The sequence below is a fragment of the Nocardioides antri genome, assembly GCF_008373765.1.
GTDB classification, from domain to species: Bacteria; Actinomycetota; Actinomycetes; order Propionibacteriales; family Nocardioidaceae; genus Nocardioides; species Nocardioides antri.
In genome coordinates this window covers 21,827-43,893 of sequence record NZ_VUJW01000011.1, presented here as the reverse complement: position 1 = coordinate 43,893, position 22,067 = coordinate 21,827, and the positions used below count along the sequence as shown (strand labels likewise).

22 protein-coding genes are annotated in these 22,067 nt (G+C 72.1%); 12 read left to right on the top strand and 10 right to left on the bottom strand.

All coding sequences use genetic code 11. The features are described 5' to 3' along the window. The first annotated feature begins 5 nt into the window (after nucleotides 1–5). The gene (locus F0U47_RS17535) at nucleotides 6–803 is read left to right on the top strand and encodes an FHA domain-containing protein (RefSeq protein ID WP_149751779.1); all 798 of its coding nucleotides are present in this window, start codon (nucleotides 6–8) and stop codon (nucleotides 801–803) included. On the opposite strand, the gene F0U47_RS17530 is transcribed toward F0U47_RS17535, so the two are convergent. The 3 genes from F0U47_RS17530 to F0U47_RS17520 are packed head-to-tail and all read right to left on the bottom strand — an operon-like array spanning nucleotide 769 to nucleotide 3,007. Next, complete coding sequence (locus F0U47_RS17530) at nucleotides 769–1,551, bottom strand: sialate O-acetylesterase (RefSeq protein WP_149751778.1); 783 nt, start codon at nucleotides 1,549–1,551, stop codon at nucleotides 769–771. The genes F0U47_RS17535 and F0U47_RS17530 overlap by 35 nt on opposite strands. After that, a complete protein-coding gene (locus F0U47_RS17525; RefSeq protein ID WP_149751777.1) occupies nucleotides 1,544–2,416 on the bottom strand; it encodes an FkbM family methyltransferase in 873 nt (290 codons plus the stop codon). Before F0U47_RS17525 ends, F0U47_RS17530 begins: the two co-directional genes overlap by 8 nt. Nucleotides 2,417–2,437: 21 nt before the next feature. Then, a complete protein-coding gene (locus F0U47_RS17520) occupies nucleotides 2,438–3,007 on the bottom strand; it encodes an O-methyltransferase (protein ID WP_149751776.1) in 570 nt (189 codons plus the stop codon). 255 nt (nucleotides 3,008–3,262) lie between these two features. On the opposite strand from F0U47_RS17520, the gene F0U47_RS21340 reads away from it, so the two are divergent. From F0U47_RS21340 to F0U47_RS17510, 3 genes are all read left to right on the top strand, one after another. Next, a complete protein-coding gene (locus tag F0U47_RS21340; protein ID WP_188111406.1) occupies nucleotides 3,263–3,406 on the top strand; it encodes a hypothetical protein in 144 nt (47 codons plus the stop codon). 11 nt (nucleotides 3,407–3,417) lie between these two features. After that, nucleotides 3,418–4,524, top strand: a complete 1,107-nt coding sequence (locus tag F0U47_RS17515) for a 3-isopropylmalate dehydrogenase (RefSeq protein ID WP_149751775.1) — start codon at nucleotides 3,418–3,420, stop codon at nucleotides 4,522–4,524. 138 nt (nucleotides 4,525–4,662) lie between these two features. After that, nucleotides 4,663–5,742, top strand: coding sequence for a branched-chain amino acid aminotransferase (locus tag F0U47_RS17510; protein WP_149751774.1), 1,080 nt, complete (start codon nucleotides 4,663–4,665; stop codon nucleotides 5,740–5,742). Here the strand turns inward: F0U47_RS17510 and F0U47_RS17505 are convergent. Next, complete coding sequence (locus tag F0U47_RS17505; protein ID WP_149751773.1) at nucleotides 5,739–6,542, bottom strand: FkbM family methyltransferase; 804 nt, start codon at nucleotides 6,540–6,542, stop codon at nucleotides 5,739–5,741. The genes F0U47_RS17510 and F0U47_RS17505 overlap by 4 nt on opposite strands. Before the next feature lie 94 nt (nucleotides 6,543–6,636). Between F0U47_RS17505 and F0U47_RS17500 the strand changes: the two genes are divergently transcribed. The 4 genes from F0U47_RS17500 (at nucleotide 6,637) to cimA (ending at nucleotide 12,183) form a co-directional block, all read left to right on the top strand. Further along, nucleotides 6,637–8,310 (top strand): serine/threonine-protein kinase, encoded by a 1,674-nt coding sequence (locus F0U47_RS17500; RefSeq protein WP_149751772.1) that lies wholly within the window; start codon nucleotides 6,637–6,639, stop codon nucleotides 8,308–8,310. 101 nt (nucleotides 8,311–8,411) lie between these two features. Continuing rightward, the gene (locus F0U47_RS17495) at nucleotides 8,412–9,707 is read left to right on the top strand and encodes an HNH endonuclease signature motif containing protein (protein WP_188111405.1); all 1,296 of its coding nucleotides are present in this window, start codon (nucleotides 8,412–8,414) and stop codon (nucleotides 9,705–9,707) included. 37 nt (nucleotides 9,708–9,744) lie between these two features. Continuing rightward, nucleotides 9,745–10,320, top strand: coding sequence for a GNAT family N-acetyltransferase (locus tag F0U47_RS17490; RefSeq protein WP_149751770.1), 576 nt, complete (start codon nucleotides 9,745–9,747; stop codon nucleotides 10,318–10,320). A 234-nt stretch (nucleotides 10,321–10,554) separates the two neighbouring features. Further along, nucleotides 10,555–12,183, top strand: a complete 1,629-nt coding sequence (gene cimA, locus F0U47_RS17485) for a citramalate synthase (RefSeq protein WP_149751769.1) — start codon at nucleotides 10,555–10,557, stop codon at nucleotides 12,181–12,183. 24 nt (nucleotides 12,184–12,207) lie between these two features. Here cimA and F0U47_RS17480 read toward each other — a convergent pair whose 3' ends face one another. Together F0U47_RS17480 and F0U47_RS17475 are read right to left on the bottom strand one after the other, a co-directional pair. Next, complete coding sequence (locus tag F0U47_RS17480; protein WP_149751768.1) at nucleotides 12,208–13,608, bottom strand: hypothetical protein; 1,401 nt, start codon at nucleotides 13,606–13,608, stop codon at nucleotides 12,208–12,210. 96 nt (nucleotides 13,609–13,704) lie between these two features. Beyond that, nucleotides 13,705–14,298, bottom strand: a complete 594-nt coding sequence (locus tag F0U47_RS17475; protein ID WP_149751767.1) for a TetR/AcrR family transcriptional regulator — start codon at nucleotides 14,296–14,298, stop codon at nucleotides 13,705–13,707. A 96-nt stretch (nucleotides 14,299–14,394) separates the two neighbouring features. Between F0U47_RS17475 and F0U47_RS17470 the strand changes: the two genes are divergently transcribed. The 3 genes from F0U47_RS17470 to F0U47_RS17460 are packed head-to-tail and all read left to right on the top strand — an operon-like array spanning nucleotide 14,395 to nucleotide 17,116. Continuing rightward, the gene (locus tag F0U47_RS17470; RefSeq protein WP_149751766.1) at nucleotides 14,395–14,949 is read left to right on the top strand and encodes an NAD(P)H-dependent oxidoreductase; all 555 of its coding nucleotides are present in this window, start codon (nucleotides 14,395–14,397) and stop codon (nucleotides 14,947–14,949) included. Between the two features lie 34 nt (nucleotides 14,950–14,983). Then, on the top strand, nucleotides 14,984–16,408 hold the full coding sequence (locus F0U47_RS17465) for an amidase (protein WP_149751765.1): 1,425 nt from the start codon (nucleotides 14,984–14,986) through the stop codon (nucleotides 16,406–16,408). A 54-nt stretch (nucleotides 16,409–16,462) separates the two neighbouring features. After that, nucleotides 16,463–17,116 (top strand): LuxR C-terminal-related transcriptional regulator, encoded by a 654-nt coding sequence (locus F0U47_RS17460; protein WP_149751764.1) that lies wholly within the window; start codon nucleotides 16,463–16,465, stop codon nucleotides 17,114–17,116. A 94-nt stretch (nucleotides 17,117–17,210) separates the two neighbouring features. Here F0U47_RS17460 and bioD read toward each other — a convergent pair whose 3' ends face one another. Genes bioD through bioB form a run of 4 tightly spaced genes read right to left on the bottom strand, consistent with a single transcriptional unit; the run spans nucleotide 17,211 to nucleotide 21,455 of the window. Beyond that, nucleotides 17,211–17,954, bottom strand: coding sequence for a dethiobiotin synthase (gene bioD, locus F0U47_RS17455; protein WP_149751763.1), 744 nt, complete (start codon nucleotides 17,952–17,954; stop codon nucleotides 17,211–17,213). Further along, nucleotides 17,951–19,087: an 8-amino-7-oxononanoate synthase gene (locus F0U47_RS17450; protein ID WP_149751762.1), complete on the bottom strand. Its 1,137-nt coding sequence runs from the start codon at nucleotides 19,085–19,087 to the stop codon at nucleotides 17,951–17,953. The genes bioD and F0U47_RS17450 overlap by 4 nt, the downstream gene beginning before the upstream one ends. Beyond that, a complete protein-coding gene (locus F0U47_RS17445; protein WP_149751761.1) occupies nucleotides 19,084–20,367 on the bottom strand; it encodes an adenosylmethionine--8-amino-7-oxononanoate transaminase in 1,284 nt (427 codons plus the stop codon). The genes F0U47_RS17450 and F0U47_RS17445 overlap by 4 nt, the downstream gene beginning before the upstream one ends. Continuing rightward, nucleotides 20,364–21,455, bottom strand: coding sequence for a biotin synthase BioB (gene bioB / locus F0U47_RS17440; RefSeq protein ID WP_149751760.1), 1,092 nt, complete (start codon nucleotides 21,453–21,455; stop codon nucleotides 20,364–20,366). Before bioB ends, F0U47_RS17445 begins: the two co-directional genes overlap by 4 nt. Before the next feature lie 82 nt (nucleotides 21,456–21,537). Here bioB and F0U47_RS17435 point away from each other — a divergent pair, with 82 nt between their 5' ends. Further along, the gene (locus F0U47_RS17435) at nucleotides 21,538–22,041 is read left to right on the top strand and encodes a TetR family transcriptional regulator (protein WP_149751759.1); all 504 of its coding nucleotides are present in this window, start codon (nucleotides 21,538–21,540) and stop codon (nucleotides 22,039–22,041) included. The last annotated feature ends 26 nt before the right edge of the window (nucleotides 22,042–22,067 follow it).

The following is a 22,067-nucleotide window of genomic DNA, read 5'->3' as shown; positions in this document are numbered from 1 at the left end:
CGAGAGTGGCCACCTGCCCGTCCGGGCACACCTCCGACTCCACCGACTACTGCGACGTCTGCGGACTGCCGATCCCGGCCGGGGGTGTCGCCGCTGCGCCCGATGAGCCGCAGCCCGCCGCCCAGCCGGCCGAGTCGACGGACCCGGGGCCGGCGGGGCCGACGGAGCCGGCTCCGCCGACCGCCGCGACCTGCCCGAACTGCGCGGCGGTCAACCCTGAGAACGCGCTCTTCTGCGAGGCGTGCGGCTATGACTTCACGACCGGTCAGGCGCCCCGGGCCGCGACGCCGTCGCCGCTCGACCTGGACGCGCCGGCGGACGGCGGTGGCAGCGGTACGGCGACGAGCCTCGACCCGCCGACGGCGGAGGCCCAGCAGTCGATCGCGCCGCCGCTCGCGGACGCGTGGGTGGCCGAGGTGTGGATCGACCCGGACTGGTACGCCGACCAGGACTCGTCCGACCCGCTCCCCTCGGCGGGGGTGCCGGTCGTCGTACCCCTCAGGGCGACGTCGGTCCTCGTCGGCCGCACCTCCCGCAGCCGCAACATCCATCCCGACATCGACCTCGCGACCGACAACGGCATCAGCCGCCGGCACTGCCAGTTCACGACCGACGGCCAGCGCTGGTGGGTCGAGGACCTGGGATCGTCCAACGGCACCTACGTCGGCGGACCGCTGGGCCCGCTCCCGACGACTCCGCTGAACCCGGGGGAGAAGCGGGAGGTCGCGCCGGACGAGCGGGTCTACCTCGGTGCGTGGAGCCGGATCGTCATCCGCCGTGCCTCGCCCGGCGAGGTGACCTGACGCCGGTCAGGGCGACCCAGGCGTCGAACATCCGCTCGCCGAGGGTCTGGAGGGCGCGGCCGTCGAAGTGGGCGGCGTCGCCGGTGTGGTCCAGGCCCTCCGACGACACGACGGCGTCGTAGGGGCCGTTGAGCGCCCCTGCGGTGTAGAAGTCGTTGCGCTGCGAGAGCCACCCGTCGCGCACCAGCTCGCCGGCGATGAACCGGGTGTCGTCGGCCCACCACGGCTGCCGCGCCAGCGTGGCCCGCATCCGCCCGAACGCCGCTCGGTAGTCCGCCAGCGTGGTGAGGCGCGGCCACGGCACCATTGTCGCGCCGGGCTCGTCGGTCTCGCCCTGGTGCCACAGCATCGTGTCGACGTGGTCGATACCGGCCGACCGGAGCTCGTCGCTGGTCAGGGCGTGGGTGCACTCGAGGATCAGCCGCCCCAGGTTGTCGGCGGTCTCGTCCTGCCACGACAGGATGCTGCTCCCGTTGACCGCGTGGCCCACCAGGTAGACCGGCTCGCCGGTCCGCTCCGCGAGCCGGACGGCGAAGTGGAGCGCGGCGTTGTTGGGCCGCTCGCCGACGGGGTTGAACGGCGCCCGGCCCAGCTCCGCGGGGTGCCAGCGGCCGCCGGGGCCGCTGTTGTCCCACGCGAGGACGTACGGCGACGTCGGCTTGTCGCCCTCCGTCGCCAGCCGGTGGCCGAGCATGTTCGACTGCCCGCCGAACAGAACCAGGCGTCCCTGCGCGCGACGGTCAGTCATCGTCCTCGCCGTCGGCGGAGTCGGTCTGCTGGCTCTCGAGCTTGTCGTGCCAGTTGCGCTCCTCCGGCGGGAGCAGCTGGAAGACGTCGATCGGCGGACGGGTGTCTCCGCGTCCCACCCACTGGAGCGGGCGCATCTTGGTGTAGATCGTGCCGTCGTAGCCGTGGAAGATCCGACCGGTGACGTTGGCCCGCATCGCGTCGATCGAGTTGTCCTCGATGCCGAAGGCCGGGAACAGGGGCTCGTCGACGAAGAAGGCGTTGCAGTTCGTGACCGCGACGAGCTCGTAGCGCTTCCGCTTGCCGAGCTCGACCATCGCCGCGAGCGATGCTCCCTGGTGGACCGCCAGGTCGCGGTCCTGCACGAACACGACGTCGTTGGGGACGGTCGGGTTGAACTCGATCACCACCACCCGGGGTCGGTACGCCTTCATCGACTGCCACAGGAAGTAGTCGGCGCCGTCGACGTCGATGCTGGCCAGGTCGGGCGCGTGGGGGCAGTCGGTCCCGGCCAGGACGTCGTCGAGCGCGTCGACGCCGTTGTCGAAGCCGACGACCGCCTGGACCGGGTGGGCGTTGGCGAGGCCTGCACAGTTCGTCTCGAGCTCGGCGAACTTGGCCGGGTCACCCTCGATCAGCACGCCGTTCCAGCCGAGGTCGTGCACGAGGTGGTAGGTGTTGCTCAGGTAGACGCCGTCCCAGGCGCCGTACTCGACGCACCAGCGGTTCGCCGGCGGGACGATCTCGAAGATCTTCTCGATGATCCCGTCCTCGCCGAACTGAGAGGTCACGTCGCGACGGGCGTCCTGGAGGTAACAGCTCTCCGGCTTGCGCCGGTCGAGGTCGATGACGCGCAGGATCGGCATGCCGACGACCCTAGCGCCGCGCTAGCGCCGGGTGGCGAGCACGACGGAGGAGTCGCTGGCGACCATGACCTCCACCGCGGTGAAGCGCTCGTCGGTGAGCCACTGCTCGCGCAGCGTGTCGACCCGGTTGCCGTCGAGCGGCGGCCACTGCTCGCACGGCCAGAAGTCGTCGAGCACGACGATGCCGCCGGTCTCGACCAGGTCGGCGATGGCGTCGACACCCACCTCGCTCGGCTGCTCGGAGTCGAGGAAGAGCAGCGAGTAGGGGCCCTTGTCCCTCAGCGTCGACCAGTCGGCGGTGAGGACGTCGACGAGAGGGTCCTCGGTGAAGATCTCGGTGGCGGCGCGGGCGAGCTTGGGGTCGCGCTCGGCGGTGAGGATCCTCGCCTCGTCGTCACGGACGCCGGAGCGCAACCACGCCGTGCCGACGCCGCAGCCGGTGCCGAACTCGGCCATGACCCCGTTGCGGGTCGCGGCCAGCGTGGCCAGCAGGCGGCCGGTCTCGTTGCGGCAGAACGACACGTAGCCCGCGCGGCGGCAGACGTCGAACGCGCGGAGGACCACGTCGGGCAGGTCGGGGGGCGCGCTCATGTAACGAGTCTTTCATCCGGTTGGTCCTGTCTCGGATAGCGAACACGGAACGGAAAGCGGGCGACAGGGAGCGCTGTCCGGCGTACCCTCGGATCACCATGCGGCAGTTCTTCGTACTTATCGAGCGCCGCGGCGGGGCCTGAGAGAGGCCACCTCGCCGCGGTGTCTGCGGCGTGCATCCCTCGCCTGCATGGGCTTCTCACTCACTCTGACGAGAAGCCCTGTTCACAGAAGGCGAGCACGACCATGTACGAGATGTATCCCGACTGGGGTCCGGCCAAGAACGACCCCGAGCACCCGCTGCACCGCACCCACACCGACGCCCTGCAGAGCGCGCTGAACCGGCCCGCCGGGACTGCCCTGCGAGACGAGGACGACCGTCGTCCTGACGACAACTAACGTCTTCGACCATGACCTCCGCCCCCACCACCCAGAGCACTTTCACGCCCGCTGACGGGAGCGTGGCCCTCGCTGTCGTCCCCGGCGACGGCATCGGCCCCGAGGTGACCGCCGAGGCGCTGAAGGTGCTGGAGGTTGCGGCCCCCGCATCCGTGAAGTTCGAACAGACCCGCTACGACCTGGGCGCCGAGCGGTACCTCGCCACCCAAGAGGTGCTGCCCGACTCCGTGCTCGCCGAGATCCGGCAGCACGACGCGATCCTGCTCGGAGCGGTCGGCGGCAAGCCGAACGACCCCAACCTGCCGCCGGGGATCCTCGAGCGCGGGCTGCTGCTGCGGCTGCGCTTCGAGCTCGACCACTACGTCAACCTGCGCCCGTCGCGGATCTACCCCGGTGCGGTGTCGCCGCTCTCGACCGAGATCCTCGGCAAGGGCGACGTCGACTTCGTGGTCGTGCGCGAGGGCACCGAGGGCCCCTACACCGGCAACGGCGGCGCACTGAGGACGGGAACCCCGGCCGAGGTCGCGACCGAGGTGTCGGTCAACACGGCGTACGGCGTGGAGCGGGTCATCCGCGACGCGTTCGCCCGTGCGCAGCGCCGGCCCCGCAAGAAGCTCACCCTGGTCCACAAGACCAACGTGCTCGTCAACGCGGGGTCGCTGTGGTGGCGGCTGTTCGAGGAGGTCGCGGCGGAGTACCCCGACGTCACGACCGACTACTGCCACATCGACGCGGTGATGATCTTCCTCGCGACGGACCCGCAGCGGTTCGACGTGATCGTCACCGACAACCTCTTCGGTGACATCGTCACCGACCTCGCCGCCGCGATCACCGGTGGCATCGGACTCGCCGCGTCCGGCAACGTCAACCCGGACCGCACGGCGCCGTCGATGTTCGAGCCGGTGCACGGCTCGGCGCCCGACATCGCCGGGCAGCTGGTCGCCGACCCGACGGCCGCGATCCTCAGTGGCGCCCTGCTGCTCGACCACCTCGGCCACCCCGAGGCGGCCGCGCGGATCGAGACGGCCGTGATCGAGGACCTCGCGGCTCGCACGCCGGGGGAGAAGCGTTCGACGCCCGCCGTGGGCGACGCGATCGCGGCGCGAGTAGCGGGCTGATCGTTCCGCGGAATACCCGGTCGACCGGGTATTCCGCGGGTTGTCCGCCTCTGCAATGGCCGACAACCCGTGGAAACAGCGGACAACCCCGCCCCCTCACTCGTCCGGATAGTAGGAACTGCGACTAAATTGACCGGCATGCAGATCAGCACCACGCTCACGTCGTCCCCGACCGACGACGCGCGGCTGGCCGAGATCCTCGCCAACCCCGGCTTCGGCACCAACTTCACCGACCACATGTTCACGGTCGAGTGGACGCCGGCCGACGGCTGGCACGACGCTCGGATCACCCCGTACGGCCCGATCACGCTCGACCCCGCGGCGGCAGTCCTGCACTACGCGCAGGAGACGTTCGAGGGCATGAAGGCCTACCGCCACCCCGACGACTCGGTGTGGATGTTCCGGCCGGAGGCGAACGCCGAGCGGATGGTGCGCTCGAGCCACCGGCTGGCGCTGCCGGTCCTCGAGGTCCCCGACTTCGTGCAGGCGGTCTCGGCGCTCGTCGAGGTCGACGCCCGCTTCGTGCCGGCCAACGCCGAGGGCGGCGAGAAGAGCCTCTACGTCCGCCCCTACATGTTCGCCTCCGAGAAGTTCCTCGGGGTGCGGCCTGCCGAGCACGTCACGTTCATGGTGATCGCCAGCCCGGCCGGCGCCTACTTCAAGGGCGGCGCCAAGCCGGTGAACCTCTGGCTCACCGAGGAGTACACCCGCGCCGGCCGCGGCGGCATGGGCGCGGCCAAGACCGGCGGCAACTACGCCAGCTCCCTCGTCGCGCAGCAGGAGGCCTACGCCAACGGCTGCGACCAGGTGGTCTTCCTCGACGCCCAGGAGGGGAAGTACGTCGAGGAGCTCGGCGGGATGAACATGTACTTCGTCTTCGACGACGGCTCCGTGGTCACGCCCGAGACCGGCACGATCCTCGAGGGCATCACCCGCGCCTCGATCATCGAGCTCGCCGGGAAGATGGGCCACCAGGTCACCGAGCGGAAGCTCGTGATCGACGAGTGGCGCGAGGGTGTCGCGAGCGGCCGGATCACCGAGATCTTCGCCTGCGGCACCGCGGCCGTCGTCACCCCCGTCGGCGAGCTGCGCACAAAGGACGGCGTCTCGCCCGCGCCGGCGAGCACCAAGCTGACCATGAAGATCCGGCAGGCGCTGGTCGACGTGCAGTTCGGGCGCGCCGAGGACACCTTCGGCTGGATGCGCCGGATCGTCTAACCGGCCGCCTTGCGGCGGAAGGCCGCGTTGGCCAACCGCGCCATCCGGGGATGAACCGCGAGCTCGGCGGCGGCGAAGACCACGTTGTACTGGTGGGGCCGCTGGACGTCGCGGAGCACAGGGACCAGGCCTCGCCCGGCGAGGAAGCGGGCCACGTCGAGGTCGAGCCACTGCCCGTCCCAGACCTGCTCGCTCTCGACCTCGATGTAGATCAGGGACGCCCGCGAGAGGACCTTCTCGCCGGAGGACAGCACCGGACCCGAGGCGCCCTCGACATCGATCCACGCGACCACGACGTCGTCGTCGGCGAGGCTGACGAAGTCGTCGAGCGGCACCGACGGGACGTCCACGGTTTCGGCCTTCTCCGCGTAGCGATGGTGGGAGAGGCTCGCCATCCGATTGGTCTTCTCCTTCTTGTACCGGCGCCCCTGCTCCGCATTGTGGAACTCGCGGGGGATGGCCAGCTCGACCGTCCCGCTCGTCGCGGAGATCGCGAGGTGGAGGTACTCCACGCCGGTGTCCGCCAGCAGCGGGCTGTACTTCTCGTGGACGTAGGGGTTGGCCTCGAACGCGACGCAGCGCGCCGGCGGCACCTCCCGCTTGATCCACTGGCTGAAGTCGGCCTGGTGGGCCCCGATCTCCAGGCTCACGGTCGGCGCGAGGTCGCGGCAGAGCTCGAGAAAGGTCTGCTCGACGCGCTGGGAGACCAGGTCGCGGTCGAGCCGGCGCGCGCGGTGCGCGAGCAGGTTGGCCCAGTAGCGATAGGCCGCGTCAGGTGCGGTCGAAGGGGTCGTTGTCACGTCGGCGTACCTTCCCGAGTGGTGGTGAAGTGCCTCGACGGTACCCGCAGCGCGCCGAGGCGTCGCACAGCACTCCGCTGGGTAGCCTTTCCGCGTGACGACCCAGCCGCAGCACGAGTCGCCCCCGCGCGTGGGCGACTACACGCTGCTGACCCGCCTCGGTGAGGGCGGCATGGGCATCGTCCACCTCGCCCGGAACGCCGACGGCCGGCGGGTCGCGCTCAAGGTGCTGCGGCCGCACATCGTCGGCGACGAGGAGGCGCGCGCCCGGCTGGCGCGCGAGGTCGACACGCTGACCCGGGTGCGCAGCCCCTGGATCGCGGAGTTCCTCGACGCCGACCCATGGGCGGACGTGCCCTACGTCGTCACCCGCTACGTGCCCGGGCTTTCGCTCCACGACCACGTGGTCGAGGAGGGCCCGGTCCGCGAGCGCGACCTGATGTGGCTCGCCGGCTGCCTCGCCGAGGGCGTCGCCGCCGTCCACCACGCAGGCGTGCTGCACCGCGACATCAAGCCGTCCAACGTGCTGATGGAGGGACGCACCCCGATCCTCATCGACTTCGGCCTCGCCCGCGTCGCCGACGACCCGCGGCTCACCCAGGCCGGCTGGCTGCTCGGGACGCCGGGCTACCTCGCGCCGGAGATCCTGTACGGCGACGACGCCACGCCCGCTGCCGACGTGCACGCCTGGGCGGCGACGGTTGCCTACGGCGCGACCGGGCGGCCGCCGTACGGCCGCGGGCCGTCGATGGCGATCATGGACCGCGCCCGCCGCGGCGAGCACGACCTGGCCGGCATCGAGGGACCGCTCGCGGCCGTCCTCGACGCCTCGCTCGACCCGGACCCGCTCGCGCGGCCGTCGCTCGCCGAGCTGCTCGCCTGGCTGCGGCCGCACAGCACCCAGCCCGACGCTCCGCTCGTGCCGCCTCCGGTCGAGGGCCACCTGGTCGACGACGACGACTTCACGCTGCCGGTGGCGCTGGCGAACGGCGGGAGCGTCGCGCCGCTCGCGCTGTCCGAGCCCCGCACGGCCGAGACCGTGTCCGAGCCCCGCCCCGTCACGCGCATGCTGACGACCCCGGTTGCCCCGGGCCCGGCCCCACCCCCCGCGCCTCCCACCATCGCGCCACCCGCGTGGGGCCAGCCCCCGCCGGCGGTCGAGCAGTGGGAGCAGGAGTGGGACGCCCGCCTGCTCGGCCACCCGAAGGTGGCGTTCGCCGAGCGGTTCCGACGGGGGGCAGCGGTCGCCTGCGGGGGACTCGCGCTCGGCGCGGCGACCGCCCTGGCGCCGTACCTCACCGGCGCGGCCGTCGTCCTCGGGGTCTGGCTGCTCCGCACGGGGTCGCTCGCCGCGTCGGCGGGCGCGCATCGTCGTACGACCCGCGGCACGAAGTGGTACGACGCACCGCAGGTCGCCTTCTCCACGCCCTGGCACTCGCTGCGGGCGATCACCGGCACCGCCGTCCTGCTGCTCTGGAGCCTCGGCCTGGCCCTCGCAGCGGCGCTGCTCTGCTACGCCGCGGCCCTCGACGGTGCCGCCACGCTCTTCACCGGCGGCTCGGTGCTCGGGATGGCCCTCTGGTCCGGGCCCGGCGCCAGCCGGTTCCGCTCGCCGCTGTCGCGGGTCGTCTACCCGCTGACGAGCACCTGGCGACGGTGGCTGCCGTTCTGCGCGGTGCTGCTCCTCCTCGCCGGGGTGCTCGGCCTGGTCGTCGTCGCCGAGGGCGTGCACTGGGTCCCGGCCTCCAGCCCGCCGTTCGGGATCTGAGCTGCACGGGCTTCGCCCGCGCCGCCGCTGGCGCGGCCGCCCCGAAGCCACCACCGGATGTCCTGTGGATGCGCTTGTCCGGCTCGATCAGGTGTTCTATTATGAACTCAACGTCGATGGTTGTCTCGGGAGGTGCCGTGGTCGCGCAGCTGATGCCCCGGCCGCATCCGATCACGGCCTGCGCCGACCGGGTCTCCGCCGTGCTCGCGGAGGTCGCGGCGGTGCCGGCGGTGTACATGAGCGCCGAGGACAAGCGTGCCGCGCTGTTGGCGTTGACCGATGGCGAGCGGAGGTTGGCGGAGCTGAGGCTGCGGGTGATCGCGGTTTCGGCCGACGTCGCCGACGCTGACGGCGCTCGGGATGTGGCGGCGTGGCTGGCGTCGCGGACGCAGGCCGACTCCGCGGGGCTGCGGGCTGATCAGGCGCTAGCGAACGCTCTGGACTGCCGGTGGGCGCGGGTGCGTTCCGGGATGGCCGCCGGGGTGGTGTCGGCCGAGCAGGCGCGGGTGATCGTCGCCGGCCTGGAGGCGTTGCCGGCCCGGGTCGGTCCGGAGGTGCTGGCACGCGCGGAGGAGCAGCTGGTCGCCTACGCGCGGGAGTTCAGGCCCAGCGAGCTGCGCCGTTTGGCCCGGCACATCCTGGACGTGGTCGCCCCGGAGATCGCCGAGGCCGAGGAAGCCAAGCGGATGGAGGACGAGGAACGCCACGCCCGGGAGAAGTGCCGGCTCTCCCTGCGGGCGCTCGGTGAGGGGTCCACCCGCCTGTCCGGGGTGATCCCGGACGCGGACGCGGCGCGGTTGCGGACCTACCTAGAGGCGTTCACCTCACCACGCAAGGCCGACGACGACGTGTCCGGGGAGGAGGACCGCATCCCCTACCCCCGGAAGCTCGGCCAGGCGTTCTGTGCTCTGCTGGAGCACCTCGACCCCGAGAGGCTTCCCGCCCACGGCGGGGATGCGACCACGGTGATGGTCACCCTCTCCCTGGAGTCGTTGAAGACCGACCTGGCGACCGCCGGTCTGCTCGACGGCGACCTCTCCTGCGGTGACAACCTGTCGGCGACCCAAGCGCGGCGACTCGCGTGCAACGCCAAGATCATCCCCGTGGTCCTCGGCGGGAAGGGCGAGATCCTCGACCTTGGCCGCACCCGCCGACTGTTCACTCCAGCCCAGCGCAAGGCGATGCGGCTCCGGGACAAACGCTGTCGCGCCGAGGGCTGCTCGATCCCCGCCACCTGGTGCGAAGCCCACCACCAGCAGCCCTGGTCCCAGGGCGGGAAGACCGACCTCGACGACGGCGTACTCCTGTGCTCCTGGCACCACCACCGCGCCCACGACCGAAGATTCGCCGCCGACAAGCTGCCCAACGGCGACATCCGCTTCCATCGCCGCAGGTAGGGCGCTGAGACAGCGCTGCAGTGGCACGATCGGAGCCGTGCCGGCTCGCGCGCTTCCCTATCCCGAACCCACGCTGAGCGACGGGCGATATGGCTTGCGACCATGGGCCGAGACCGACCTGGACTGCGTGCGCGAGGCCAGTGCCGATCCGGAGATCCCGCGAGGGACCACCGTTCCCGCGACGTTCACGCCGGACGAGGGCAGGGCCTTCATCCGCAGGCAGTGGCGCAGGGCCGCCGACGGCGCCGGGGTGTCTCAGGCCGTCGTGGACCTCGGAGCCGACCGCGCGATCGGCCTGGTGATCGTCAGCCTGAGACCGCAGCCCGGCGTGGGCGGTCTGGGGTACTGGATCGTGCCGGCGGCGCGCGGCCGCGGTGCGGCGAGCGCGGCGTTGCGACTGATCGTGCCGTGGGCGTTCCGCGGGCTCGGACTCCGACGTCTGGAAGCATGGGTCGACCCGGACAACCACCCGTCGCAACAGGTGCTGCTGAGGTCCGGGTTCCAGCTGGAGGGGCGGCTGCGGAACTTCCTCACCGCGGAGGGGCAACCGTCCGACGCGCTCGTCTTCTCGGCCATCCCGCCCGACCCGCAGCCAGACCGCGCCCTTCCCTGATCTCTGCCCCCGCCCGCTCGCTCGCCGAGCATTGCACGCGGCCTGTCTCCGCCACCGGTCATCGGCGGCGGCCGGACAGGGAGGTGTGGCAGACTGGATGTGTGCTGCAGCACGTGATCCTCATTAGATAGCGCGTCGAGCCGGGGCCGCCCCGGACCGACGCGCCAGCCTCTCGTTGTCGAGAGGCTTTTGTTTTGCCCGGGTACGACCGCCCGACCACCGAAAGCGAAGACGATGAACCAGCCAGCAGACGCACCCGATAGCTCCGTCGATCTGCACGGTGCGTTCCACGTCTACGACACCACCCTGCGTGATGGCATGCAGCAGGAGGGCCTCAACCCGACGGTGGCGGACAAGCTGGCGATCGCCCGGCAGCTCGACGGTCTCGGCGTGGGCTACATCGAGGGCGGTTGGCCGGGCGCGAACCCCAAGGACACCGAGTTCTTCCGCCGCGCTGCGGCCGAGCTCGACCTGCGGCACGCGAAGCTGGCGGCATTCGGCGCCACCCGGCGGGCCGGCGTCAAGGCGGCGGACGACCCGCTGGTCGCGGCGCTGCGGGACAGCGGTGCCGGCGTGGTGACGCTGGTCGCGAAGTCCCACGTCGGGCACGTCGAGAAGGCGCTGCGGACCACGCTCGAGGAGAACCTCGCGATGGTGCGCGACACCGTCAGCCACCTACGCGCCGAGGGCCAGCAGGTCTTCCTCGACGCCGAGCACTTCTTCGACGGCTACCGCCTCGACCGCGCCTACGCGCTCGAGGTGCTGCGGACGGCGTACGACGCCGGGGCCGATGTCGTCGCCCTCTGCGACACCAACGGCGGGATGCTGCCCGGCTGGGTCGCCGACGTCGTCCACGACGTCGTGCAGACGACCGGTGTCCGGGTCGGCATCCACTGCCACAACGACACCGGCTGCGCGGTCGCCAACACCCTGGCTGCGGTCGACGCCGGCGCGACCCACGTGCAGGGCTGCATCAACGGTTACGGCGAGCGCACCGGCAACGCCGACCTCGTCAACGTGGTCGCCAACCTCGAGCTCAAGCTCGACCGCCAGGTGCTCCCGCCCGGCCTCCTCCAGGAGGCCACGCGCATCGCGCACGCCGTCGCCGAGGTCACCAACGTGCCGCCCGCGTCACGGCAGCCGTACGTCGGCGTCTCGGCCTTCGCGCACAAGGCCGGCCTCCACGCGAGCGCGATCAAGGTCGACCCCGACCTCTACCAGCACATGGACCCCGCAGGCGTCGGCAACGACATGCGGCTGCTGGTGTCGGAGATGGCGGGGCGTGCGTCGATCGAGCTGAAGGGCAGGGAGCTCGGGTTCGACCTCTCCGAGCACCCCGAGGTCGTCAACCGGGTCACCAGCCGGGTCAAGGAGATGGAGGCCGGCGGCTACACCTTCGAGGCGGCCGACGCCTCGTTCGAGCTGCTCCTCATCGAGGAGGTCGAGGGCCGGCGGCCGTCGTACTTCGACGTCGAGTCGTGGCGCGTCATCACCGAGACGCTCACCCACGCCCAGCCCGGCGAGGAGGCGGTCTCCGAGGCGACCGTGAAGCTGCGGGCCGCGGGCGTGCGCTACGTGGTGACGGGGGAGGGGAACGGCCCGGTCAACGCGCTCGACCAGGCGCTGCGGACCGCGATCGTCCAGGCCTACCCGGCCATCGCGAAGTTCGAGCTGATCGACTTCAAGGTGCGCATTCTCGACCAGGGCCACGGCACCGACGCGATCACCCGCGTGCTCATCGAGACCAGCGATGGAGAGTCGTCGTGGGTCACCGTCGGCGTCGGCGCCAACGTCATCGAGGCGTCGTGGGAGGCGCTGGTCGACGGGTTCACGTTCGGACTGGTGCGCCACCACGTGGAGTGAGGCGGCTCACCGGGCTCGGTCGCCTCACTCGCGGCAGCCGGTGGCGAGCGCGTCCACCCGCTCGAGGAGGGCCGGGTCAGGGTCGCCGCCCGCCCGCAACGCGGTCAGCTCCTCGATGGTGAGCTCGCGGACGAGCGCTGCGGAGAAGCAGCGGGCCTCGTCCTCGCTCGCGCCGCTCTTGAGCACCTGGACCGCGAGCGCGGTCCGTGCGGCAGCCAGACCGAGCGCCTCCTGCGAGCCGCCGCTCCCCGTGGTGGCTGCGCGGCCGGGGTCGCACGACTCGAAGCGCAGCCCCTTCCCGCGCTCGCGGACGGTCGCCGTGTCCGCTGGGCCGTGGTCGATCCACTGCCGCAGGGCGGTGCGCAGCTCGGCGACGTCCCGGCGGGTGTCGCCGAGGTAGTCGACGCGGATGCAGGAGCGGTCGCCACGCTCGAACGCGACGTACTGGTCGCCGCCCCAGCCGTCCGCCGCGACCAGCGCCTGACGGACGCCGATCCGCTCCGCCAGCACGAAGAGCAGGCTGGGCGCCCCGAACGTGCCGGAGTCGAACTCGTCCTCGTCGTCCGTCAGCTCCGGCTCCGCCACCTCCTCGGCGTCCTCGTCGTCGGCCAGCAGCGTCCACGGGTCGAGGAGGTGCTCCTCGGTCGTCGGTGGGTGGTCGAACAGGTCGTCGACGGCGTCCTCACCCGAGAGCTCGATGGCGAGGCCGAGCAGCGCCTCGCCGAAGACGTACGACGACCCGAGCTGCGTCCGGAGGAACGGCGGGACGTCCTTGATCTTCTTCGCCACCCCCTTGCCCTGCTTCTCCTGGTCCTTCTCGAGCGCCTTCTTGTCCCGCGCGGACAGGTCCTCGACCCACGCCGTCTCGATCCGGTCGGCGTCGCCCTCGACGAGAGCCTCCCAGGCCGCGGAGGCGCTGGAGTCGTCGGAATCCTCGAGCTCCTCGGACTTTCCCTCGAGGTCGAAGTGCTGGTCCTGGAGGACGTGGGTGAGCTCGTGGACCAGGGTGGCCTCGACGGTCGGGGTCAGCTCCTCGCCCCGCATCCGAATCCGCTCGTCGTCGTGGTCGTAGAGACCGACCACCGCGCCGCCCCGGAGCGCGTTGACGGCGTCGAGCAGGTCGACGTCGTGGGCGATCAGCCCGAGCGCCCGCATCAGCCCGGTGGCCTGCTCGATCTCCTCCATGTCCTCCTCGGTCAGGTCCGACTCCTCCGAGGTGATCTCCTTCTCGAAGTCCTCCTCGGAGAGGAAGTCGACGTAGACCGGGTGCTCGAACTCGAGGCCGCGCTCCTCCTCGACGAAGGCGACGAGGTCCTCGACCCGGGGGTCCCACTCGTCGGGGTGGTCGGGCTCGCGGTCCAGCCACCACCAGCCTCCGACGACGGCGGCGCCGACGAGGAGGACCCCCGCCAGCAGGATCGGCATCGGACGCCTCATGGCAGCCGTACCCCCCGACGCCCGCTCCGGGACTGGGATGTCAGCAGGGGGAGCAGTCGGGCACCGAGAAGCACGGGCGCGACCTTACGTCATGCCGACCACCCGTCTCGTCAGATCCGACCAGCCGGCGACCAGGCGGTCGATCGGGGCAGAGCCGGGTTCGACCTGCTCGCGGAGCACGATGATCTCGAGCGGCGCGATGAGCGCGGTCGCGAGGTAGCCGAGATCGCCCTCGACGCGGAGCTGGCCGAGCAGGTAACGCACGTGCATCGTCGTGAACGACACCGCGGCGACACTCCGCGCGCCCGGGTTGCCGGCCGCCTCGATCAGCTCGGCATGCCGCAGGTTGAGCAACATCCGCGACTCGCCGAACGCCAGCAGCCGCTCCAGCGGGGGAGCGCCCGGCCCAAGCGGGGGTGGCCCGCCCATCACCGCGGCCTGCCACTCGGTCTCGGAGTGGTTGAGGAGTGCGGCCATCAGGCCCTCGCGGCTGCCGAAGCGCCGGAAGACGGTGCCCTTGCCGACCCCTGCGCGGCAGGCCAGGGCGTCCATGGTCACCCCGCGCACGCCGACCTCCGCCACGAGCGCAGTCGCAGCGCTCATCAGCGCCTCCCGGTTGCGGGCCGCGTCGCGGCGCTCCGGCGCGGGGTTGGTCAGGAGAGGAAGGGGCTTGGCCATGGCGCTGGCCACTCTAGGGGGAGGCGCCGACGGGCCGCCCCGGAAAATAATCGGCGAGGGCGGAATAGAAGCGGACTGTGGTCCGTTTCGACCGGCATGACTGACACCACTCGCGTTCTCGTCCTCGTCGGCAGCCTCCGCGCCGACTCCCACAACCGCCGGATCGCCGAGGCGATCCGCCTGCAGGCGCCGGCCGGCGTCGTCGTCGACATCGCCGAGGGTCTCGGCGAGCTCCCGTTCTACAACGAGGACATCGACGGCGACCACGTGCCCGAGGCCGCTGCCCGGTTCCGCGAGCAGGTCGCTGCCGCCGACCGGCTCCTCGTCGTCACGCCCGAGTACAACGGCACGATGCCCGCCGTCCTCAACAACGCCATCGACTGGGCGTCCCGCCCGTACGGCGAGGGCGCCATCACGGGCAAGCCGCTCGCCGTCGTCGGCACCGCGGTCGGCCAGTACGGCGGCCAGTGGGCCCACGAGGACACCCGCAAGTCCGCGCGCGTGGCCGGTGCCACCGTCGTCGACGGCATCGCGCTCTCGCACGCCTACGCGTGGGGCAGCGACCCCTCCGCCGAGGCCGAGACGGTCGAGAAGTTCCTCGCCGCCGTGGCCGAGCTGGCGTCGTACGACGCGGGGACCGTCGCCGCCTGACCGCTCCACCAGGGCCGCCCACTAGGTTGGCCGGGTGGCAGAGCTGCACGACCTCACGGCGCTCGAGCAGGGCGCGCTGGTCCGCTCCGGCGAGATCGGCGTCACCGAGCTGACCGACCACTACCTGGCCCGGATCGAACGCGCCGACCACGACTTCGTGGCCGGCGCGTTCGCCTTCCTGGATGCGGACCTCGCCCGCGAGCGTGCCCACGACGTCGCCGCCGTCGGTCCGGTCGGCGACGGGGCGTCGCCGCTGGCCGGTGTGCCGACCGCGATCAAGGACCTCAACCTGACAGCCGGTGTGCCGACCGCGTTCGGGTCACCGGCGTTCGCGGGCAACGTGCCCGAGGTGTCGGACGCGGTCACGCTCGCGATCGAGGCTGCCGGGCTGGTGAGCCTCGGCAAGACGAGCACTCCCGAGTTCGGCTCGCCCTGCTACACCGAGCCCGAGGGACGGCCGCCGGCAGTGACGCCGTGGGACACCACCCGGATGGCCGGTGGCTCCTCGGGCGGCGCCGCCGCGGCGGTCGCCGCCGGTCTGGTCCCGGTCGCGCAGGGCTCCGACGGCGGCGGCTCGATCCGGATCCCGGCGTCCTGCTGCGGGCTGGTGGGCCTCAAGCCGACCCGCGGCCGGATCAGCGGGTTCCCGCTCTACGGCGACCCGGTCGGCCTCGCCACCTCCGGCTCGATCGCCCGCTCCGTGGGCGACGCCGCGGCGCTTCTCGACGTGCTCGCCGGGCACCGTGCGAGCGACCCCTATTGGGCGCCGGAGCCGTCCGGCACCTTCCTCGACGCGACCCGGCGCGATCCCGGCCGGTTGCGGATCGCGCGGTTCGTCCAGCCGATCATCGCCGAGGCCGAGGTCAGCGCCGAGAGCAGGCAGGCCTACGACGACGCGTCGCGCCTCCTCGCCGATCTCGGCCACTTCATCGAGGACGTGCCGGTGCCGCTGCCGCAGGAGGCCGTGCCGACGTTCGAGATCTGCTGGTCGGTGCTCACGGCGCTGTCGGTGACGCCGCTCCCGCCGGAGAAGCGGGCGATGCTCCGCCCGCTCACGCTCTGGCTGGGGGAGCGCGGGGCAGCCGTCAGCGCGCCCGACTTCGGGCTCGCGATCGGGCGCCTGCGGCAGTTCGCGGCGGACGCACTGGTCGCGCTGGCGCCGTACGACGCGGTGCTGACGCCGACGCTCGCCACCCCTCCGCTCCCGGTCGGCGACATCCGCGACGACGCGGACCCGGCAGCCGACTTCGAGGCGCAGAAGCGGTTCACGCCGTGGACCTCCGCGTGGAACGTCACCGGCATGCCCGCGATCTCCTTGCCGCTGCACTGGACCGACGACGGCCTGCCGGTCGGCGTGATGCTCGCCGGCCGGCCGGCGGACGAGGAGACGCTGCTCGCCCTGGCTGCGCAGGTCGAGGCCGCCGCACCCTGGAGCGACCGACGGCCACCGGGTTGGTGAGCGGGTCGCGGCGTTCGCGCCACAGAGGGCCTGACTTTCTGGTGTCATGTCGTGGTGAGTGACGAGTCCCCGGTCCGGATCGTCGTCGCGGACGCTGACGCCGGGGCGCGCGCCGTCGCCGTCGCGGCCCTGGTTGCCAACGGGTGCGACGTGTGCGGCGAGGCCGGGTCGCGCGACGAGGTCGTGGCGGTCGCGGTCGAGCAGCGCCCCGACGTGGTCCTCCTCGACGTCGACCTGCCGGGTCACGCCCTCACCGCGGCTCGGGAGCTTGCGCGCCGCCTGCCGACCACCGCACTCGTGATGATCGCGTCGACCGCCGACGACGAGGAGCTCCTCGACTCCCTCCGCGCCGGTGCGGCCGGCTACCTGCTCAAGGACACCGACCCGGACCGGCTGGGCTTCGCGCTGCGCGGGGTACTCAACGGCGAGGCCGCGATTCCGCGCCAGCTCGTGCGGCGCCTCACCGAGGAGCTCCGCTCTCCGGCGCTCCCCAAGTTCGTGAAGAACGCGCCGGCGGCGGCGAAGCTGACCGCACGCGAGTGGCAGGTGATGGAGCTGCTCGGGGAGGGGCTGACGACCGACCAGGTGGCACGGCGCCTGTTCCTGTCGCGCTCGACCGTGCGGGTGCACGTCTCGGCCGCGCTCCGCAAGCTCCGGGTCGACGACCGGGAGAGCGCCTTCGCCGTCCTGCGCGGCGAAGGAGCCTGAGCGCGAGGGGGTAGACGCCGCACGTGGTGCTCGTCCCCCACCAGGCGAGCACCACGTGACGTTCCGTCATACCCCCGATGACGATGGATCCACGCTAGGCACACTCGGGGCCGGCTGGGAAGGGGTGGCCGCCTACTGATCGTTCAGATCCCTCAGCGCCCAGCCACCGGGGTGCGGCGGCGACGAACTCGTCACGGCTCATTCCGCCCACCCCCTCGGGGAGCACGGCCAGCACGGGCACCCCGGTCACGCGGGGCAGGTCGGTGCGGTTGCAGGTCTCGGCGAGGCCGGGCTCGGCGGGCCACGACCCGATGACGAGGCCGGCTGGCTCGATGCCGCGGGCCCGGAGCGCACCGACGGTGAGCTCGGTGTGGTTGAGCGTGCCGAGCCCGGCGCGGCAGACGACGACCACCTCGAGCCGTACGTCGGCCGGCAGTGTCCTCGCGAGCGCGGCTGCGAGGTCCAGCAGCGTGCCGCCGTCGGTGTCGAGCCGCACCAGCAGGCCGCCGGCTCCCTCGACGAGGACGGTGTCGTGCCGGTCGGTGAGGGACCGGATCCGCTCGACGTGCTCCGACACCGGGGGGATGGCGACACCCTGCCGGCGCGCGGCGGTGTCGGGCGCGAGCGGGTCGTCGAGCGCGACGTACTCCTCCACCGGCCGGCCGGTCAGTCGCTGCACGGTCCCCACGTCACGGTCCGGCTCGTCGGCGATCCCGGTCTGCACCGGCTTCACGACCACCACGTCGCCGGCAGTCGTCGCTGCGAGGGCGGCGGTCGCGATCGTCTTGCCCACGCCGGTGTCCGTGCCGGTGACGACGACCACCCGCCGTCGGGTCACTGGTGCTCCTTGGCGACCGCCACGATCACGTCGACCGCGCGGTCCCAGTCGGCGGCGACGATGCCGGCGCTCGCGGTGACCCGCAGCCGGGAGATGCCGTCGGGCACCGAAGGGGGACGGAAGCAGCCCACCCGGATGCCGTCGGCGAACGCCGCGGACTGGGCGGCGATGGCCGTCTGCGGCGACGGCATCGGGATCGACAGGACCGCCCCGTCCGGAGCCACGACGCCGAGGGCGTCGGCCAGCGCGCGGACCCGGTCGCGAACGAGGTCCGAGAGGCCAGGCCGCGACCGGAGCACGCGCAACGCCGCCTGAGCGGCTGCGGTCGGTGCGGGCGCCAGCGCGGTGTCGAAGATGAACGGCCGCGCCCGGTTGACCAGGTGCTCGCGCAGCGCGCTCGGGCCGAGCACCGCGCCGCCCTGGCTGCCGAGCGACTTCGACAGGGTCGCGGTCACGGCCACGTGGGGGTGCCCGGCGAGACCGGCCTGCGCGACCAGGCCGGGACCGTGCACCCCGAGGCCGTGCGCCTCGTCGACGACGAGCAGGGCGTCGTACGTCGCACACAGTTCGGCCAGGTCGGCGAGCGGGGCCGCGTCGCCGAGGACCGAGTAGACCGACTCCGCGAGCACCAGCGTGCGCTCGCCCTCGGATGCCTCCAGCGCGGCGCGGACCGCGTCGACGTCGCTGTGCGGCACCACCGTCAGCCGGGCCCGGGACAGCCGGGCGGCGTCGACGAGCGAGGCGTGGATGTGGGCGTCGGAGATGATGTGCGCGGACCGGTCGGCGAGCGCGGTGACGACGGCGAGGTTCGCGGCGTAGCCGGAGGACAGCACGAGAGCCGACGGCTGGCCGAGGTAGTCGGCGAGCTCGCTCTCGAGCTGTGCGTGGAGGTCGAGGGTCCCGGTCACCAGCCGCGACGCCCCGGCGCCGCCGCCCCAGGTGAGCGCGGCGTCGGCAGCGGCCCGCCGGACCTCGGGGTCGCGGGACAGGCCGAGGTAGTCGTTGCCCGCGAGGTCGATGGTGGAGTCGTCCGCGGCGCGCGGGCGCAGCCGCCGGGTGAGGCCCGCCTCCTCGCGCTTCGCCGCCTCGGCCGCGAGCCAGTCGTGCCACGTGTTTCGCGGGGTGGAGGTCATCCGGCCTTCACCGCCTCGGTGATGCCACCCAGCAGGCGGTCCAGCTCCTCGGTGCCGATGGGGTACGGCGGCATCGTGTAGATCAGGTCGCGGAACGGCCTCAGCCACACGCCTGCCGCGAGGGCCGCGTCCGTGGCGGCGACCACGTCGACGGGATGGTCGAGCTGGACCACCCCGACGGCGCCTATCGTGCGGACGTCCACCACGCCGGGGAGATCGCGCAACGGCGCGAGCCCGGCCGTCAGCCGCTCGTTGACGTGGCCCACCCGGCCCAGCCAGTCGCCGGACAGCAGGAGGTCGATGCTCGCGAGCGCCACCGCGCACGCGAGCGGGTTGCCCATGAACGTGGGGCCGTGCATGAGCACGCCCGACTCCGACGCCGAGATGCCGCGGGCGACCGCATCCGTGGTGAGCACGGCGGCGAGCGTGAGGTAGCCGCCCGTCAGCGCCTTGCCGAGGCAGAGCACGTCGGGCGTCACCAGCTCGGAGACGAAGAGGTGGCCGGTGCGACCGAAGCCGGTGGCGATCTCGTCGAAGACGAGGAGCAGGCCGTGCTCGTCGGCAACCTCGCGGAAGACGGCCAGGCACTCGGCCGGATAGGGGTGCATCCCGCCGGCGCCCTGGAGCAGCGGCTCGACGATGAGCCCGGCCAGCTCGTGGGCGTGCTCGGCGGCGACCGCCCGGAGCTGTGCGCTCCACGCCGCGATGTCGTCCGGACCCGCGTCGTGGCGCGGGGGCCGCGGCCCGAAGACCTGCTCCGGCAGCAGCCCTGACCACATCGAGTGCATCCCACCGACCGGGTCGGTCACCGACATGCAGTCGAAGGTGTCGCCGTGGTAGCCCCCGAGCACGGTCAGCATCCGGGTGCGCTCGGGCCGACCGACGCCGCGCTGGTACTGCAGCACCATCTTCATCGCCACCTCGACCGACACCGAGCCGGAGTCGGCGAGGAACACCCGTTCCAGCGCGGCCGGCGTGATGTCGACCAGCCTCCGGCCCAGCGCGACCGCGGGCTCGTGGGTGAGGCCGCCGAACATCACGTGGCTGAAGCGGGCGGCCTGCTCACCGAGCGCGCGGTCGAGCTCCGGGTGCCGGTAGCCGTGGATCGCCGACCACCACGACGACATGCCGTCCACGACGGAGCGGCCGTCGACCTCGATCTCGCACCCGCGGGCGCCGGTGACCAGCCGGACCGGCGTCGGGTCCGTCATCGAGGTGTAGGGATGCCAGAGGTGCTCGCGGTCGAACGCGAGCAGCTCCTCCGGCCGGGTCGTGCTCACGCGTTCGCAGGCACCTCGGTGCCGGCGCCGCGGTGGCGGATGGCGGGGTCGGGGGTCTCGACAGGCTCGACCACCGGGGAGCCGTCCTCGAAGGCATCCTCGGCACCCAGGATCACGAAGCCGTTGTCGCGGATCATCTCGATGTCGGCCTTCGCCTCCTGGCCCTCGGAGGTGAGGTAGTCGCCGAGGAAGATCGAGTTGGCGACCTGGAGGGCCATCGCCTGGAGCGAGCGCAGGTGCATCTCGCGGCCACCGGCGATCCGGACCTCCTTGTCGGGGCACACGAAGCGCGCCATCGCGAGGATCCGCAGGCAGCGGCCGGGGGTGAGCTCCCAGGTGTCCTCGAACGGGGTGCCGTCGAACGGCATGAGGAAGTTGACCGGGATCGAGTCGGCGTCGAGCTTCTTGAGCGCGAAGAGCGCCTCGACCAGCTGCTCGTCGGTCTCGCCGAGACCGGCGATCAGCCCGGAGCAGGGGGAGAGGCCGGCCGACTTGGCCTTGCCGATGGTCTCGACGCGGTCGTCGTACGTGTGCGTCTGGACGATGGTGTCGTGGTGGGACTCGGCGGTGTTGATGTTGTGGTTGTAGGCATCGACGCCGGACGACTTGAGGCGCTCGGCCTGGCCGTCCTTGAGCAGGCCGAGGCAGGCACAGACCTCGACATCGGGGTACTCCGACTTGAGCGCCTCGGTCATCTCGGTGACCTTGTCGATGTCGCGGTCCGACGGGCCCCGGCCGGAGGACACCATGCACACACGGGTCGCGCCGCCGGCGAGGCCGGCGCCCGCCTGCTTGAGGGTCTCGTCCTTCGACAGCCAGGAGTACTTGAGGATCGGCGCCTGCGAGCCCAGCGCCTGGCTGCAGTAGTTGCAGTTCTCCGGGCACAGACCGGACTTGAGGTTGACCAGGTAGTTGACCTTGACGGTGTTGCCGAAGTACTCGCGGCGCAGTCGGCTGGCCGCGGCGACGAGGCTCATCAGCTCGCTGTCATCGGCACGGAGCACGGCGAGCGCGTCGGCCTCGGTGGCTCCAGAGTCCGGCCCGCCCTCGAGGATCCGGGTGGCGATCTGGTCGAACTGCGCGCTCATGGCACTCCTAGACACGTTAAGTTGAACCTCAAGTTGAACACTGTTCAGGCGTCACGATAGACGGTCAGGCAGGGAGTGTCACATGGGCTACCACCGTTCGGAAGTCGTCGAGCGCGCGATCGGCGTCCTCGACGAGACCGGCCTCGAGGCGCTCTCCATGCGCAGGCTCGCGGCCGACCTGGGGGTTCAGGCGGGCGCGCTTTACCACCACTTCGACAACAAGGCCGCGCTGCTCGCGGCGGTCGCCGACGAGATCCTGCGCCGCGGCCGCCGTCCGGCCGAGATCGTCGCCTGGGACGCCGAGGTCCACCTGCTGTGCGTCGGCCTGCGCGACGCGATGCGCCGGCACCGCGACGGCGCTGCACTGATCGCCCAGGTGCACCGGTCCGACTCCGCGGCGCTCGAACGGCCGATGCGGTCGGCGCTCGAGCGGGGCGGCGCGGACCAGCGCCTCGCGCGGGTGGGCGCCCGGAGCCTGGTGCGGTTCGTGCTCTCCCACGAGAGCGACGACGACGCCGACTTCGCACTCGGCCTGGGGATCGTCCTGGACGGGCTCGCCGCTCGGCTCGAATCGTTAGAGTCGTAGCAACAGGCGGGAGGCACAGTGGAAGA